This window comes from Aquidulcibacter paucihalophilus, assembly GCF_002105465.1.
Classification (GTDB): domain Bacteria; phylum Pseudomonadota; class Alphaproteobacteria; order Caulobacterales; family Aquidulcibacteraceae; genus Aquidulcibacter; species Aquidulcibacter paucihalophilus.
Map to the genome: position 1 here is coordinate 20,653 of NZ_NCSQ01000157.1, position 16,625 is coordinate 37,277.

Annotated in this window: 15 protein-coding genes and 1 pseudogene; 6 read left to right on the plus strand and 10 right to left on the minus strand. The window is 54.5% G+C overall.

Annotated elements, in window-relative coordinates:
* Positions 1-26: 26 nt before the first annotated feature.
* Positions 27-1,214, plus strand: a complete 1,188-nt coding sequence (locus B7364_RS11415; RefSeq protein WP_085340163.1) for an MFS transporter — start codon at positions 27-29, stop codon at positions 1,212-1,214.
* Here the strand turns inward: B7364_RS11415 and B7364_RS11420 are convergent.
* Positions 1,202-2,293 carry a M14 family metallopeptidase gene (locus B7364_RS11420; RefSeq protein WP_085340164.1) on the minus strand — a complete coding sequence of 364 codons (1,092 nt, stop codon included), beginning with the start codon at positions 2,291-2,293 and terminating at the stop codon, positions 1,202-1,204. The two genes, B7364_RS11415 and B7364_RS11420, sit on opposite strands and share 13 nt — an antisense overlap.
* Positions 2,294-2,330: 37 nt before the next feature.
* Positions 2,331-3,308 carry an N-acetyl-D-Glu racemase DgcA gene (dgcA, locus tag B7364_RS11425; protein WP_085340165.1) on the minus strand — a complete coding sequence of 326 codons (978 nt, stop codon included), beginning with the start codon at positions 3,306-3,308 and terminating at the stop codon, positions 2,331-2,333.
* 219 nt (positions 3,309-3,527) lie between these two features.
* Between dgcA and B7364_RS11430 the strand changes: the two genes are divergently transcribed.
* The 4 genes from B7364_RS11430 to B7364_RS11445 are packed head-to-tail and all read left to right on the plus strand — an operon-like array spanning position 3,528 to position 7,228.
* Positions 3,528-4,658: an MlaE family ABC transporter permease gene (locus tag B7364_RS11430; RefSeq protein WP_232780888.1), complete on the plus strand. Its 1,131-nt coding sequence runs from the start codon at positions 3,528-3,530 to the stop codon at positions 4,656-4,658.
* On the plus strand, positions 4,655-5,455 hold the full coding sequence (locus B7364_RS11435; protein ID WP_085340167.1) for an ABC transporter ATP-binding protein: 801 nt from the start codon (positions 4,655-4,657) through the stop codon (positions 5,453-5,455). Before B7364_RS11430 ends, B7364_RS11435 begins: the two co-directional genes overlap by 4 nt.
* 22 nt (positions 5,456-5,477) lie before the next feature.
* The gene (locus tag B7364_RS11440; RefSeq protein ID WP_085340168.1) at positions 5,478-6,572 is read left to right on the plus strand and encodes an MlaD family protein; all 1,095 of its coding nucleotides are present in this window, start codon (positions 5,478-5,480) and stop codon (positions 6,570-6,572) included.
* On the plus strand, positions 6,569-7,228 hold the full coding sequence (locus B7364_RS11445) for an ABC-type transport auxiliary lipoprotein family protein (RefSeq protein WP_157893659.1): 660 nt from the start codon (positions 6,569-6,571) through the stop codon (positions 7,226-7,228). The genes B7364_RS11440 and B7364_RS11445 overlap by 4 nt, the downstream gene beginning before the upstream one ends.
* Here B7364_RS11445 and B7364_RS17725 read toward each other — a convergent pair.
* Entirely contained in the window at positions 7,195-9,717 is a 2,523-nt protein-coding gene (locus tag B7364_RS17725; RefSeq protein WP_106407620.1) for a coiled-coil domain-containing protein, read from the minus strand. The two genes, B7364_RS11445 and B7364_RS17725, sit on opposite strands and share 34 nt — an antisense overlap.
* A gap of 534 nt (positions 9,718-10,251) precedes the next feature.
* Between B7364_RS17725 and B7364_RS11455 the strand changes: the two genes are divergently transcribed.
* A complete protein-coding gene (locus B7364_RS11455; RefSeq protein WP_198534224.1) occupies positions 10,252-11,649 on the plus strand; it encodes a tyrosine-type recombinase/integrase in 1,398 nt (465 codons plus the stop codon).
* A 91-nt stretch (positions 11,650-11,740) separates the two neighbouring features.
* Here the strand turns inward: B7364_RS11455 and B7364_RS17910 are convergent, their stop codons facing one another.
* The 7 genes and pseudogenes from B7364_RS17910 to B7364_RS11490 form a co-directional block, all read right to left on the minus strand.
* Positions 11,741-12,328 carry a hypothetical protein gene (locus B7364_RS17910; protein WP_157893660.1) on the minus strand — a complete coding sequence of 196 codons (588 nt, stop codon included), beginning with the start codon at positions 12,326-12,328 and terminating at the stop codon, positions 11,741-11,743.
* A gap of 183 nt (positions 12,329-12,511) precedes the next feature.
* Positions 12,512-13,696 carry a tetratricopeptide repeat protein gene (locus B7364_RS11460; RefSeq protein WP_085340171.1) on the minus strand — a complete coding sequence of 395 codons (1,185 nt, stop codon included), beginning with the start codon at positions 13,694-13,696 and terminating at the stop codon, positions 12,512-12,514.
* Positions 13,697-13,832: 136 nt separating this feature from the next.
* Entirely contained in the window at positions 13,833-14,045 is a 213-nt protein-coding gene (locus B7364_RS11465; protein ID WP_085340172.1) for a hypothetical protein, read from the minus strand.
* Between the two features lie 300 nt (positions 14,046-14,345).
* Positions 14,346-14,936 carry a mobile mystery protein B gene (locus B7364_RS11475; RefSeq protein WP_085340174.1) on the minus strand — a complete coding sequence of 197 codons (591 nt, stop codon included), beginning with the start codon at positions 14,934-14,936 and terminating at the stop codon, positions 14,346-14,348.
* Complete coding sequence (locus tag B7364_RS11480) at positions 14,933-15,397, minus strand: mobile mystery protein A (RefSeq protein ID WP_085340175.1); 465 nt, start codon at positions 15,395-15,397, stop codon at positions 14,933-14,935. The genes B7364_RS11475 and B7364_RS11480 overlap by 4 nt, the downstream gene beginning before the upstream one ends.
* Positions 15,398-15,525: 128 nt before the next feature.
* Positions 15,526-15,843, minus strand: a complete 318-nt coding sequence (locus B7364_RS11485) for a hypothetical protein (protein ID WP_157893661.1) — start codon at positions 15,841-15,843, stop codon at positions 15,526-15,528.
* Positions 15,844-16,124: 281 nt separating this feature from the next.
* Positions 16,125-16,514 (minus strand): annotated as a pseudogene (locus B7364_RS11490) (zincin-like metallopeptidase domain-containing protein); the annotation flags it as partial.
* Positions 16,515-16,625: the final 111 nt, after the last annotated feature.

Below are 16,625 nucleotides of genomic sequence, written 5' to 3' on the forward strand. Positions count from 1 at the left end.
GTCGCGTAGCACTCTAAGCCCTTTCTATGCCATCCATTGCACGCATGACCTTGTTTATGATGCTGGCCCATGTCGCATTGGGGGCCATCATGCCCTATTTGCCGGTCTGGCTAGCAACCACCAAGGGCTTAAGTGGGGCGCAAATCGGGGTCATTCTGGCTTCTTCCAGCTTTGGACGGATCTTGGTCGGGCCTTTGGCTGCTGCTTGGGCTGAAGGCCGCGGGGATCGACGCACCCCGCTGATTGTGTTTTCTGCGGCCCTTGCGGTTGGATATCTTAGCTTTCCATTCTTGGGAGTGTTTTGGCCCATTGCTTTGGCCTGTTTTGCTACCGGGGTCATGTTTCAATGCTTGATGCCCTTTGCCGAAGCAGGCGTCATGCGAGTCACCGCCCAGTCGCGTCGATGGCCTTACGGGCGCGCGCGTGCTGCTGCATCAGCCGCCTTTGTTCTGGCCAATCTGGGGGCAGGAGCCACCATCCAGGCCTTTGGCGTTGAATCTGTCTATGCGTGGTTCATCATTGCTTGTGTTGCCACGGTGGCCTGTGGCTTTTGGCTGTATCCAGAGCCAATTGCCGAACCTGTTGTGACGCCCCTGAGCACACGTTTGAAAGACAGTTTTGCCCTCTTTAAGCGGCGGACTTTTTTCTTAGCCGTTCTGGCAGCGAGCTTCATTCAAGCCGCCCACGCCTTTTACTATGGTTTCTCCAGCAAGCTGTGGCTGGAACAAGGTTTTTCCGGCTCGCAAGTTGGGATGCTCTGGGCCTTTGGGGTGATTGTGGAGATTGCCTTTTTCGCCCTTCTGGCAAGCCGACTAAATCACTTTCGGCCCGAGACTTTGATCCTCTGGGGCGGGATTGCCAGCATTATTCGCTGGGCTGCTTTCGCCCAAACCCCAGACTTGGGCGTCACCTTCCTGCTGCAAGCGCTACATGCTTTGACCTTTGCCGCGACCCACATGGGCTTTATGCGCTTGATTGAGGCCGAAATTCCCATGGCACAGCGCGCGACGGGTCAGCAATTAGGCTCTGCCATCATCATGTCTCCCACGATGGGACTGGCCAGTATTGCTGCAGGTTCGCTCTACGACCAATTTCAGTCTGCTGGCTATTGGAGCGGCGTGATTTTGGCGACGATTGGTTTGATCCTGATCTCGCTTCTTTTGTCACCCAAGCAGCCGACCTTGAGATTGCCGCAGGAAGATCACGCCAAATAGGCTGCTGCCCGTCCGATGACATCTAGGCTGCGCGCCCACACCATAGTCTTCCATTCCTCGGTTTCTGGATAAAAGGCTGCACGACTATCGGCTTGGATTTGGCATGCTTCAGGGCCCGTGGGGTCACCATAGCAATGTAACCAGCAAGCGGCTTGGGTGGCTAAAAACACGCTCATGGTATCGACGGTACCAAATTCGATGGCGATACAGGCACACCATGACGGCTCGAGTGCGCGGACCAAGGCCGCATCCATTGTGCCGAACAAATCTGCTGAAACCGAGCTTCCATCTTTGGTGGAACGGATTTCATCCCCCCAAATGGCGGCTTGGCGCTGGTAATGATCACTGGAGGGGGCAGCCTCGGTAATGATTTCCCCGACACCAAACGGGCCAAGGCCTGTGTGCATGTCGATGGTCACGACTTGTTTGAGGCCGACGCAATGGGCCGCCAGCAATTTGTGGATGGTTTGGTTCGACCAGGAAGGGGCATTGCCTCCATAATAGACCCCTTTGGGATGATTATATTGACCGCCCGTCAAAGCCGCTTGCAGCGCCGGGAAGCCATGTTCGCTTGCAAAGGCGAGCAATTTGCCTTGTGCTTCATGCAAGGTTGCTTCGTCACGCGAAGCCGGTGCCGCCCAAGGTGCCAAGAGGTCATAATGGGGATTGGATGGAAGAGGCGGCTCAAAGTCTTTGAGATAATTGCGATTGAGGTCGATATTGTCCTCGTTAAAGCGGCTGTCCCAAGAAAACCCATAGGGATTATGGGCATGGATCAAAACGATCCGAAGTTTTTGCGCCCAGTCTTTGGCCAAGCCCGTTTCAAGAAGCCCAACTTGGACGCCAGAACCGCAATAGCCTTCCGGTCCATGGGTGCCGGAGATAATCACCAAGGCCGCTGTTGCCTCTTTCGGGCCGAGAATGGCGCAATCCATCGCAATTTCCCGCCCGCCAGGTCCCTTAGCATGCGCCATCACATGGGTTTCGATCAGAGCGCCCGCGGCCCCTGCAGCTTTTAAAAACTTATCACGCGCTTCAAAGTAGGTGTGGGCAAAGAAAGTTTCTGGCGCGGATGACATCGAAGTTCTTCCTCTAAGTGAGCGGTATGAAAACAGCCTATCCCCACAAGTCGCGGCTGGGCGGATGCATGATAGAGCCGTCGTAAAAGAGACCGGGGCTGCGATCTTGATCCAGCAAGAGCGGGCCGTCTAGATCAATCCAGTCTGCCAATTGCGCCAGCAAGACCGCCGGGGCCGTGACAAGGCTGGTGCCGACCATACAGCCCATCATGATCCGAAGACCGGCTGCGCGGGCTTCGCGGATTGACTTCAAGGCCTCGGTAAAACCGCCCGTTTTGTCGAGCTTGACGTTTACGGCATCATAATTTTGGACCAGCAATTCAATATCCGCACTGGTATGAAAGCTTTCATCGGCGCAAATTGCGATTGGGGCTGCCATTTGGCCAAGCCTTGAATCCTTGCTCGCAGCAAAGGGTTGCTCGACAACATCAATGTTCAGGCTGCGGGCTTCAGTCAAAAGGCCCGGCAAAGTATCTGCCTGCATTCCCTCATTGGCATCGACGATTAAGCGCGCGTCTGGCCGGGCTTTTGCAACCGCGCGGACGCAATCAAGATCATGCTCGCCGCCAATCTTGACCTTCAAAATCGGTCTACCGGCGGCTGCCAGAGCGGCCTGAGTCATGGCTTCGGCTGTATCCAGCGAGATGGTGAAGGCCGTTACCAAGGGCTTAGGCTCGGGCAGGCCTGCCAAGGCCCAGACGGGCTGGTCAAGGCTTTTGGCTTTCAGGTCCCAGAGGGCGCAGTCCAGCGCATTGCGCGCGGCACCTGCAGGCAGGAGGCTTTGACAGGCTTCCACATCGACTCCGCCCTCAACTTGGGCGCGAACAGCTTCCAATTGAGCGATGACACTGTCGCAATCTTCTTCATAGCGTGCATAGGGGACGCATTCGCCGCGCCCAATAAAGCCTTTGTCTTCAAGTGTTACGGTAACAACTTGGGCTTGCGTGCGCGCACCTCTGGCGATGCGAAAAACGCCCTTCAGGGGCCACACTTCTTTTTGCACGTGAAATTTCATGCTGCTTCTTAAACGCTTTTGCAGACTTTGCGAAGCGGGCGAACCTGCGGCAATCCAGTGACACCTTGTCATTTGTAAATGCGGGTAAGCCTCTTTTCCAACAAGGGACTAGCCTCTAAGCTAGACTTTGCGTCGGCTCGTGTGCACAACGATTCGAAGCTGAACGCGCCACCACTTCATTGGGTGGCCAAACAGGATTTTAGCCAGGAAGGCCCATTCTTGCCCGACCAAGAGGCCCAGTTTGAAGTGGATCGAAGCGGACCTGCGCCAATTCTTCGGGTGACGGGGGACTGGACGATCCATACTATTGGGGCGATCGATGCCGACCTGCGTCTCATCCGCGACCTTGATACCGACCGGCCTGCCATTGTTGATGTCAGTGGCTTGATGGACCTTGATACCGCCGGTGCCTATGTCATTGAAAAAGCACTGCTCTCCTCGGTTGAGCAGCCTGCACAAATGATTGGCAAACACCCTGTTGCCGGGCGCATGCTTGCCGAAGTTCGCAAGTTTACCGCAGGCTGCGATGCGCTACCCGAGCCCGTCCCACTTTGGCGACAATTGCTGGGGCGTATGGGTCGCGCCATGGTGCAAATCTATGACGAGTTGATCGATACAGTTGGTTTTTTTGGCGAAACGGTCGTGGCCTGCGGCAAAGCCATTGCCAACCCAAGCCGCGTGCGTTGGTTGCCAACTTTTGCGGTCGCCGAAAGTGCGGGGCTCAACGCCGTACCAATTGTGATGACCTTGTCTTTCTTTATCGGGGCCGTGATCGCCTTTTTGGGCAAGACCATTTTGCAAGACTTTGGGGCCTCGGTTTTCACCATTGAGTTGGTGGGGTTTGCGGTATTGCGTGAATTTGGGGTCTTGATCACAGCGATCATTTTAGCGGGTCGGTCAGATTCCTCCTTTACCGCGCAAATCGGCTCGATGAAAATGACGCAAGAAATTGATGCTATGCGCATTTTGGGCATGAGTCCCATGGAAATGCTGGTTGTGCCGCGCGTGATTGCGCTGTTGGTTATGTTCCCGATTTTGACGTTTCTTGCCATGATTGCCGGTATCGCTGGCGGCGCGATTGTTACCATGTTGACCTTGGATATCAGTCCGACTTTGTTCTTTAATCGCTTAAACGACAATGTGGGCGTGGACCAATTCTGGGCCGGTATGGGCAAGGCCCCAGTCTTTGCCTTCATCATTGCGATTATTGGCTGTCGGCAGGGCTTAAATGTCGAAAGCGATGTGATTTCCTTAGGTCAAAGGACAACGGCTTCGGTGGTACAAGCCCTCTTCATGGTTATCGTGGTCGAGGCTGTTTTTGCCCTGATTTATATGGAGCTTGGCATATGAACCCGGCCGATGCTCTCACACCGATTTTGGACATTCCCGACGAACATGTGGCAATCCGCTTGCGTGGCATAGCCAATCGTTTCGGGCATGTGGTGATCCATGAACATCTCGACCTTGATGTGCTGCGTGGTGAAACCATTGGCATTGTTGGAGGGTCGGGGACGGGAAAATCTGTACTCATGCGCGCCATAATCGGCCTGCGCCCACCCTCAGAGGGCAAAGTTATGGTGCTTGGTCATGATGTTTGGTCGAACAACCCCGCAGAGCGCAAAGCTTTAGATGCGCGCTGGGGCGTGATGTTTCAGGACGGGGCACTGTTTTCGAATTTAACGGTCCGCGAAAATGTCCTTGTGCCGCTGACAGAACATACCGATTTGCCGCCTAAATTGGCCCTTGAGATCGCGGATTTGAAAATTTTGATGGCAGGCCTGCCGCCGTCCTCAGCAGACAAACTGCCTGCCGAGCTTTCGGGTGGGATGCGCAAACGGGCAGCGCTTGCGCGTGCTATTGCGCTGGACCCCGATATCCTATTCTTGGATGAGCCGACCGCCGGGCTCGACCCAATTACCGCCGGCAAGTTTGATGCTTTGGTCAATGAATTGAAGGAAACCCTGGGCCTGACAGTCTTCTTAATCACCCATGATTTAGATACGTTGCGCGACGCCTGTGATCGGGTTGCGGCATTGGCAGAGGGTAAAGTTATCGCTATCGGTCCTTTGGACCATTTGCGCGAACATGCGACGGGTTGGTTGTCAGAATATTTTGGCGGGCCACGTGGCCGGGCCGCTTTAGGCTGAACGGCCAAATCAGGAGGAGAAGATGGAAACACGCGCCAATTACGTCATGATCGGAATGTTCACGATCTTGAGCATTCTCGCGGCCATCATCTTTACAGTCTGGATGGGCAATTCCGGGGTCAATCGGCAGGGCTCGCAATATGACGTCGTCTTTGAAGGGCCTGTGCGGGGTCTCGAGATTGGCGGCGAAGTGCGCTTCAACGGCATAAAGGTTGGCGAAGTTACCGATTTGCGCTTGAGCGAGCAGAATCCAAAAGACGTGATTGCCCGCATCCGGGTGCAAAGCACCACGCCGGTGAAGACCGATTCTATCGCCCAACTTGAGCCCTCTGGCCTGACCGGCTCAACCTATATTCAAATCCTGGCCGGCTCAGATGGGGCCAAGCGCATGTTTGCGCGCATCGGGCAAAGCCCCCCAGTCATCACCAGCCAGCGCGGCCAGCTGGACCGATTGCTGCAGGATGGGGAAGGGGTGATTTCGACCTCTCTGGAAGCTGTTGCCCGCCTCAATAAGCTTTTAGATGCCGAGAATATCGAGAACTTTTCAAAAACCCTGCGCGAGGCGAGCCTTGCGGCGCAAAGCTTCCGTCAAACCACACAGGATACCGGCTTGTTTGTACAATCGGCACGCAAATTCGCAGACCAAGCGACGCTGACGGCGACCACCTATGACGCCTTAGGCAAAAATCTGATGACCCAGACCAATACCTTAGGCCAGGAATCCCTGGCGCTTGTAAGTTCGAGCCGCCTCCTCGTGGATGGATTGAGTGAAGACGCAAACTCCCTTTCGGGTGGGGCAGAACTGACCTTGGCGAAAACCATGGAAGCTTTAACCGAAGCGCAATCCACGTTGAAAGAGTTCAATGAAACCGCAGTGGCGATGCGCACGGCGACCAATCAATTTGGTGCGGTGGCAGAAAACACCAATCGCGCCGTTGTTTCGATTGATCGTTTCTTCAAAATTGGTGCCGATCAGACCTTGCCGGATATGAGCCGTGCAGCCCAAGAGGTGCGCAATACATCGATGACATTTGATGCTTTGGGCCAACAAATTAGCCAGAACCCGCTGGAAATCGTCAACCGTCCCCCCACCGCGACAGTAAAGTGGAAACAATGAAAACGATCCAACGTCTCGGCCTTTTATTGGCCATTGCCACGATGACGGCACCAGTGGCGGGCTGTATCACACTGTTGCCAAAGCCGGGTAAACCCCCGGCCGTGGTGGCGATGCGGGCAGATCCCACGGTACCGCGGCAAGCACAACAGAGCCCGTTCACCATCGGGATTGGCGTCCCAACCATGCCAGCCATTTTGCTGGGCAACCAAGTTGCCGTTATGCGCAAAGATCGCACCTTTGCCTATGTCGACGGTCTGCGCTTTTCCGCTTCGGCCCCCTTATCGATTCAAAATGTGGTGCTGGAGACCTTCGACCTTGCAGGTTCGACGCGCGCCGCTGTTCGCGCGGTGACGATTGCGAGACCCGATTATGAGCTGCACTTTGATGTCAGCGCTTTTCAAGTCACCGAACCGCAAGGCCGGACAAAAGGAGTGGCGCGTATTGAAGCGACGGCCCGTTTGATCGAGGTGTATTCCGGCAAGCCCTTGGCCTCAAAAGTCATCACCGGAGAAGCCATTGCAGCCCGTGGTGATGTTACTCAGCCCGCCCGCGCTTTGGAGCAGGCGACCCGTAATTTTGCGATTAAAGCGATGCAATGGGCCGTCAAAGAGGCTGACGCAGACTATGCTTCAAAGGCGGCGTCAGCGACCAAATAAACGCGGGCTTCATGACCAGTGAGCCGGCCCCGGGCAGCTGCCTCCCGCCGTGCTTCCACAAAGCGGACCACGAGCGCGCGTAAATCTGGGTCCATGGTGAGTTTCAGACGCATTGCCTTGACGCTGTTGGTAACAGCCTCGCGCGTGCCGCGGCGGGCTTGATCGCGCGACCGTCCGGCCAGAGCGCGCAAGCGATCCAGCAGAGCATCATCGATTGCCCGCTCTAACTCCAACTCGGTTAGAAGCGCCATAATGCGCTGATTTTCCGGGTTTGGGCCTTTGGAATCGAGGCTCGAAAGAACTTGCTTCCAGCTCCATCCCCCAGCTGGACCACCGGCAGGGGCACTGGTGCGATCAATCTGCAGATCTGCGAATGGATCATCCTCAACAGGGATGGGGCTGGAGATCGCGAGACGACCTTTCAGGGGCGTAGCCACGGATACCGCGTCTTGGGCTGGCGGTGCCTCTCCCTCTATCTTTGCTTGAGCCATCTCTTCTGGCGAAAAGGGCGCAAATACAGAGCTTTCAACCTCAGGCTCAACCACTTCTTCCACCATCGTCACAATCGGCTCAGGCGGAGGCGGCGGCGGCGGCGGCGGAGGCGGAGGTGGAGGTGGAGGTGGAGGTGGAGGCGGTGGAGGGGGCGGTGGTGCCGCGGCAATCGGCTGGGCGAGTATGGGGGCGGCAACCGGCGGGGCGAGCACACCAGACAGGCCACCCAAACGCTGCACCACTTCGCCGAGTGCGGAATAGGAATCACGCAAACGGATTTGGAAGGCTTCATCCAGAGCAGCGGTTTCTTCTGCGGCACGGCGTCCAGCCGCATTCAGGCGGCTTAAGGTTTCATTCAAAGCATCTTCAATTGCCCGGGCGCGCGTATCGGCTTCCTGTGGCAAGTTTGATAAGCGACGATCAAGCCCATCAAGAATATCTTCCACCGCACGCGCTTGATCGGCACAGGCTGCGGCGAGGGCTGAGAAGCGTTCTTGAATGCGGACCCCCGTTTGATCGAGTAAGCCGGCTGATTGTTCGATCATGGCTTGGGCGTCTTTTAGGCGGCCCGACATGAAGTGATCGGCTTCCTTGCTCACCTCAAAGGCCGTTTGACGGGCCGAATCCAAGCGCGTTTGATTTTCCGCTTCTTGCTCTGCCGCGCGACGGCGGGCCTCTTCGGCAGCTTGGCGAATGGCTTCACCACTGGCGCGCAAAGCGGCCATGGTTTCTTCCCCGGCGAGGCGGGCGGCATTTGCTTCGGCGCGCAGGGATTCTGCGGCGAGGCGAGCATTGGCTTCTGCAGCAGCCCGAACATCTTCTAGGGTCGCGAGGCTCATATCGCGCGCCTCAAGGGTTTTGCTCGCGATCGTATTGGCGGCCTGTACCGCGTTCTCGCTGGCTTTTTGGGCAGCCGAACTTAAGGATTGAACCGCCCCATCCACACTGCCCACGGCTTCATCGGCACGCAGACGGGCCAGAACCATCAAGTCATGGGCGCGCGCGAGCGCGGACTCGCCTTTTGCTGCAGCTTGATCCAGTTCGGTAATTGCCGTTGCCGCCCGCTGTGCCGCTTGGTCCAAACGCTCTGCCGCGCCAATGGCAAGCTCGGAAGCGTGGGTCGATTGGGTCGCCAAACCTTGCGCCACCTCCGTTAGGCGGGTGGCGCGCATGTCCAGCCCTTCGGTCGCAACTTGGGTTGTCGAAGCGGCATTGGCGGTCATTTCCGCCAAAGAGGCCAGCAAGCTGTCGAGGCGTTGGCGTTCTTGCTCCATGGTTTGGGCAAGGCTATCGGCGCTGCCGCGAGCGGCTTGACCTGCTTCATTGAGGGCCAAGGTGCGTCGTTCGACTTGGCCTTCGATTTGCGCCAGTCTTTCTGCCACTTGGCTTAAGGCACCTTCCAAGCGTGCAATTTCGTTCTCAACCGCCTGGGCGGTGGTGCGGATCGCCCCTTCGGCTAGATTGCTGGGCAAAAGCAAGCGGCGCACAGCGGCCATCAATTGCCGCGACTCGCGATTAGACTTGGCAATGCTTTCACCCATCAGCCCCGCGAGGAGCGAGAAGGCAGGTCCGAACAACAAGACCGCCAAACTCAAAAGCAAGGTCGCGTCGCTCGCCCCCAGGGTTGCAATATTTTCAAAAATATAGGCACCGACACCGGCAACCCAGATTAACGCCAAGCCAATGGAGCCATAAAGCAGGGTAGGGGCATGTTTGGCTTTTTGGCGACGTTTGATGGGGGCAGAGCCATCGGGTTCTTCGGTTGAGGTTTCCCACCGCATTTTGGTGCGTGGGTCCACGGCCTCTTGAGGCGTGCTGGCGGCCAAATCGCCACCGGCTGCTTCAGCCATTTCGATCGGAGCAAGGCGGTTGGCCGCTTCCTCGCTCTCCTGCTCTTTCATGCGTTGGGCGGCTTTGGCGATGCGTTTGGCAGATTCACTGATTTGCGCTTCATCGCGCACCCGTGCCCACACATCGTCATCTTTTTCATCGGCCATAGTGTTTTGCCCAACTCAATCCCGAAACATCAACGCGCATGCAGCCAAGTCTTGGCGGCCCTATTATTTGACCAACATGCTCGACTATTCTTATCCACCCTAAGCCATTTACGCTATGGGGCCTAGCAGCCTGAATGATGGGCAATCATCCGTGCACCCGCTTTCTTGCGAAAGCGATCCTCTCAAGCCCGATTATGTCCATTCGGTAAGCCGAAGCTGGATGTTTTGGACGTCATTTTGCGTTGAATAGCGCCTCGCTAAAGGGGCCTCCAGAGCCGCCTCTCGAAAACATTGGTGGGTGATACAGGGTTCGAACCTGTGACCCGCTGATTAAGAGTGACTCACTTTCGCTGTTTCGTGGCGTTGCAAAACGTTGCAGTGCGTTCATAAATATCTGTTTATTATAATATTTGTGTTTCAGGCCGTTTCATGGCATTTCGTCGAGTGTCAATTTTTTGTGCCCCAATTGTGCCCCGCTGTGCCCCAATTGTGCCCCAAAAATCAGTTTTGAATACCTTGATAAGGACCTCGAAAATGGCTCGGGCAAAGCTAACAGACCGATTTGTCGCCTCAGTAAAGGCCCCACCAAAAGGACGGCTTGAAGTCTTTGATCAAGACGTACGAGGGCTCATTCTGAGAGTGGGACCGACGGGCAAGAAGTCATGGGTTTTTCGCTACCGGACGGCCGATGGCGTTCAACGTCGTTATGCCCTTGGCATTTTCCTGAACGATTTAGATCAAAGTGAAACAGAGACGCTCCCTGAGGGTGATGCAAAGCGGCAAGCCCTTTCGTTGTTCCAAGCCCGTGCCTTGGCTCGTGATCTCATAAATAAGGTCGGCGTTGGTCAAGATCCGTCATCTCGACGGGAGCAAGTAATCGAAGAAGCGCGAGCTGAGCCGATCAAATCATTTAACGACTTAAAGGACGCGTACTTTAAAGCTGTCGAAACGGGCGAATGGCGTCCACGTGAAAAGCCAAAGAAGGCCTCTACGATTGTTCGAGAGCGCCAAATGTGGGCGGCCTATATAGATGAGCCAATGGGCGAACTAGCACTGGCTGATGTCACAGCGCCCCGCATAAAGGGTTTACTCCGTGACTTGGTGGCAAAGGGTAATGGCACTACCTCAAACCGGGTGAGGGCGCTTCTAAGGCAAATTCTGAACTTTGGCGTGGTCGAGGACAAATTGATCGCGAACCCAGTTGATAAGGTAAAGGCGCTTGCCCCTGAAAGGGTAAGAGACAGGGTGCTGAGCGACGCCGAGATAAAATCAATCTGGGAGGTCCTTGAAGACCCGACGGGCCTGCTTGTGCCTGACTTAAATCCGAAGAAGCCCTACCAGTCGCTCCAAGTTAGCGAACAAGTCCGCCTAATCCTCAAGCTCTTGCTCCTGACGCTCGCGCGGCGGAGTGAGGTCGCCGGAATGCGCATTGACGAACTAAACCTTGAACAGAGCGCGTGGACCATCCCCGGCAACAGAACCAAGAATGGCAAAGCGAACTTCATACCGCTTTCGCCACAAGCAAAGACGGTGATTGAGCGTGCGTTGGAATTGCGCCAGCAGTTGGGGCTAAAGGACTCGCCACACGTCTTTGCGTCACCACGCGGGACCCAAACTGCGATTACTTCCAATCCCGTTAGTCATGGAATGCGGGACATTTGTCGGGCAGTCGGTATCGACGGAGCGACGACCCATGACCTAAGACGCACTGCAGCCACCAATATGGCAAGTGAACGCCTAAAGATCCCGCCATTCTTGATTGGCCGTATTCTCAACCATTCAGGCGAAACCGGCGGGGCAGCGGCGGTGACGATGAAGGTCTATGCGCTGTATGATTATGCAGCGGAGAAGCGTGAGGCGCTGGGGAAGTGGGGGGAACTGGTATCACAGATTATCAAGCCAGAGCGTCAAAAAAGATCGGTGAAATCATGAGGATATGGCAAAACGTGGTGTGATGACGCGGGCTAGGACATTTAAATCACTATCCGGATCATTGATGGCTGACTCTTCAACGAAACCGAACCTATGAGCATTTGCTCGCGAGTATTTCTGCGGCTCGCTCGGTAGTTAATAGATAATCTTCCACGTATACTCGACTTTCTCGTCCATTTCGCAAGAATACAACGTCTTTGAAACCATATCCCCGTTCGTAGCCGGCGAATTCATCGCCAACTGCCGGGTCAAATCCGCGTTGCCATTCCAACACGTAAAGCCCTGCTGGGCCATCTGCGACGAAATAGTCGCATCCTTTTACGCGATATACGACAGTTAGAGCATTTGGCGTGGCTTGAGGAGGCAATGAGCGACCGCGGCCCTGTCCCGTGCCGAGGGATGCGACATTTAGTGATTTGCCTTTAACAATCAGGATACCTCGTGAGGGACAAATGATTACTGACGGATAATATTCGTAAAGGTACTCATATTCATACTTTACCTGCCAGATTGACCCGTCTGTCAGGACAAATACTTCATCGTTAACTCCCAAAAATGGTGTCGGGGACTTTATTGTGGACTGATAACATTCTGAAGCCTTGGCCTGAGGCCCACAAACGATCGAAAGAAAAAGTACCGACAGCGATATGACCGCTCGTAAGACATCATTAAAAGTCATTGGTGCTCCCCTTTAGCCCCACAGCCCCAATAGTCAGCAGCCTGAAAAAGCATTTACTTTACAAGCCGGAAGATGCGGCTCAGTTCTTGGATATTCGATATCGGCCTCAAATTCCAATTTGGCGAAGCAAAATGTAAAACGTCTCCACCAGAGCTGATAACGTTACTGAGGCTTAGCCGTGAACTATCTACAATTCATTTCGCCAGTTGCGGGGCTATACGAGCAATAGACCTGATTGCCTTGTGGTGTTCGGATTGAGAAATGTTGAATGGCAGGCAATGCGGGAGGCGGAACTGGCTGACTTACAGGGGGTAACCCATTAAGCGCATTCAGTCCATCTGCGAGGCCTCCAGCAAACGTTGGAGACTGTGAGTTCATCAGGCCCTGTCCGAAGCGCATGAGTGCCTCACCTTGCTGCCTATTTCTCTCTCTGCGAATGGCTTCCTGCTGCGCATTGTAGATTGCCAGTTGTTGTTCGTATTGTTGGACTTGTAAGTCATATTGCTGTTGCCACTGAGCGGCCTGTCGTTGCGCCTCGGCCAGCTGCAGAAGGCACCGGCTGAACCCGCTGTCGTTCTGTTTGAACCCAAAATTTTCGCAAGCCTGATGATTTGGCGATGCTTCTGAGGCTCGTTTACCTGTCGGAGATGGCGCATTAACTGCTAGCTGAGGCGCATTCGCTTTTTGATGCGGCGGAATTGTGTTCAGCAGTTCTTGAGCTCTCTTCTCACCTTGAAGGGATGCTTTTTCTAACCATTCGGCTGCCAAGCCAAAATCCTGTGGTAAGCCGTCGCCATTTAGGTACATTCTTCCAAGATTGAGTTGCGCCGTTGGGTGTCCCTGATCTGCGGCTGCTTGAAACCAGCGAGCTGCTTCGGCATAATTGCGGGCGACGCCCTGTCCGTTGGCATAGCTAACGCCAAGATTGAGCTGCGCACGCGCGTTTCCCTGCTCGGCCGCCTTACCAAACCAATAATTGGCACTTTCGTAGGATTGCGGTGTTCCGCTACCTGCCCACTTTAACGCGCCAAGGTTTACTTGGGCGCTAGGGTGCCCTTGTTCTGCTGCCTTCCTATACCACTGTGCCGCCTTTTCTAGATCTTGAGTTACGCCTTCACCGTCATCATACATCACGCCCAGAATTGCTTGGGCATCTGCATTTCCGCTCTCAGCAATTGGTTCTAGTATCTCAAATGCAGCCTTGAACTTGCGGCTTTGATATAAAGCAATTCCGCGTTCGAGACCGGCAGATGACGCATTATTGACATTTCCTATAACTGAATCTGATCGCTGCGCAGCGGTAGGCGACGACCAAAGCAGTAGCCCAAGGCATAGACATATCGTCCGAAGCAAAATCGCTGTTTTCATAATGAAGGTCCATGAGTAACTTAAACCCACTAACCAAAAATAGTGCCAAGTACAACGGCCATCAGTTAGGAGAGGATACTTTCACAAATTGCGAGGGCCATGAAGAGCTGATTTCGAGAAGCCCCGAAGGGGAGCGTTAGCTCCCCTTCTTGTTGGCGGTTGGCTTATCTTCGTTGATGCGCATGACGATCCGACCGTTTACTGGGATGGCATTGAGTGCAAGCGTGAAGCCTTTGCCGTCCTTGGTTGACCATGCAACGCCGATGTCGGTCCAGCGGGCGTTTTCGCCGTCACCTGTTACGTTGAACAAGCGGTGGCTTGGGCGGGATTTGGTTGTTGTGTCAGTCATATTGGTTCTCCTTCGTTAAATCGCGTTGGGACAATTCCCGCTGCGTCATGGGGAGAAAAGCGACCAGACGAATAAGGCTGTGATCAAAGGTTTTGCGGATGCAAACTATCGCGCGGAGCTGCAAGGCACTGAAGCGAGCGACCTTGAACTCAGACGCGTCTGATCGATAACCCCATGAATGAATGCAAGCGGGATTTGGACTTTCAGTACGCGAGAAGATGAGAACCACACTGACATAACCGAAACCAAAGACCACCAAGCAGATCAGCCGATCAACTCGGTGAGAAAGCGCTCCGCAAACTAAGATCGCGCAAAGGCAATCAAGAGCGTCAAATCATACGCGTCGGCTGCACGCAATGCTTCGACATAGGCTCGCCGTGTCGTCGTTGGATCAACAAGATTTTGACTGCCCCAGGAAAAGCGTGGCTGACCTAGTTGCTGGGCGAACAAGTCGCCTACCATACGCGAGAAACGTCCATTTCCATTGGGGAATGGATGGATTGCCACCAAGCGGTGCGAAAAGCGCACAGCGATTTCATCGGCGGTGAATGTGCTGTTTGCCACCCAGAATTTTGCATCATCGATGGCTTGCGCAACATCCATGGGAATACGCCATGCTTCAACACCGATATTGCGCGGCGTCTTTCGATAATCACCCGCCCATTTCCACACCTTACCGAACATACGCGTGTGCAAAGTGCGCAAAAACTTTTCATCGAGCACGTCGCGCTTGCGTGTTGCGAGCCATTTGGCCGCATCGGCAATATTGATCTGTTCGGCTTCGTTCAACTCACGGCGAAGCGTGATGTAGGATGGAATGAGCTGCTCACGCTCTTCGGGTTCAAGAGGTGTGTTGGCTTCATCATCTTCATCGAAAATAGGATCGCTCATTCGTCATCCCACACACGGCGAAGTGAACCCATGAGCATCTCTGAAACTAATCGCTCGCGCTCGGTCGCAAGATCGCGTTTATCCATCGCTTGATTTTCTAGGCGCATAGTATGGTGATAGCGCGCAAGTTCTGTATCGGCCTTCTTTGCTGCTTGTTCACGCAAAATATCGTCCAGTGTAGTCGTCGGCACGATGGCATAGACGAATGTGCAATTCATCGCTTCGGCGGCTTCTCGAAGGCTTTTGATCGTCGTCGATCCAGTCACTTCGGCTTTCTCAAGCGTATTTACGCGAGGGCGCGTAACGCCCATTCGTTCTGCCAGTTTTTGGGGAGACAAGCCAAGCGCTTCACGGATAGCCCGCACCCAGCCAAACGGAGGTACGATGACAGCTTCACGATTGAGCTTGCTCAAGCGGCGATCCAGATTTTTGCGGGCTAAAAGGGTTTGATCAGGGCTCATTTCGTTATCCTCAGCCCCAATAGTGACACATATATGTTTCATTGTCAATTTATTTTAGAAACATATGTATTTCTATTTTTCACATTAAGCGAAATATATATGTTTCATTTGAACGTGATACTCCCGCTCTAAAAGAGCGAGAGTTGGTTGCTTGCAGCTTGGCGGGCTTGGCATTTGTGCCAGCATTTGGTGGCACCTGCATCCTCGAACCATGCTTCGACAAAGGCGGCTGGTCCGCCTGCATTGATCACTGACTTTGCATCGATGAAGTGCGAGCGATAGCCAGTCTCTGTGACGGGCAGAGCCGCGCGTGCAGGCTTCACACTTTCGATTTCAAGATGACCAAGATGTCTTCCATCTTCAAACTCAACATAGCTGTTTTGCCAGCGGATTTCGATTTCAATACCGCGCCAATTTTTTGTGATGATTTGATATTCGCTATTCATGTCTGCCTCCATTTTTGTTTGGGTTCGTCCAGTGGACGGGAGGCCAAAAGGCAGGGTGCAAAGGCGTAGCGTCACCAATTGGGGAACGGCCAACACGGGAGCGGATTGCAAAGACGCGAATGGATCGGGCAAGCCGTTGACGATGCGACTTTAAGGAACTGGGGCCCTGCCAGCTTCACCGTCATTGTTACTGGATGATCCCAAACAAGGAGGCAGACTAAACCGCTGAGGCGACTATCCATCACGCTTTTGAAAGCGCGGTAGAAATTGAAAGGCAGCCGTTAGGCCGCCTCTCGTTGTTGAGTTTGAGAAAAACTCATCAAGAATTCTGAAGCCTTGTTGGCCGCGCTTGCAGCGGCAAAGATCGCCTTGCGATCCGCCTTCAAGATGCGAAGCCAGTGACCAATGTAATCAGCATGATCGGGACGTGCTTCAGATGTGATGCCAAGATCACCGCATAAGAATGCCGCGCCAAGTTCTGCAACCATTTCTTCCATTGCGTAGGCGTCATCACCGAAGCGTTCGCCGAATGTGCGTGCCAGGCGGTGCTCTGCGCCGCTCCAGTGTGTGAGCTCGTGAAGCAGAGTGGAATACCAGCCCTCGGTGGGCGTGCTCGTCTTGGTGCCGATGAAGCGGCTGCGATCTGGCATGCTGATCGTGTCAGTCGTGCGGCTGTAGCAGGGTAAGCGTCTGGTCTGATACGCCTTGACCGATCAAGCGGGCTGTGGCGCGACGGCGGGCTTCCAGTTCCACGGCAACAGCTCGTGGAGGCGTGTGTTGGG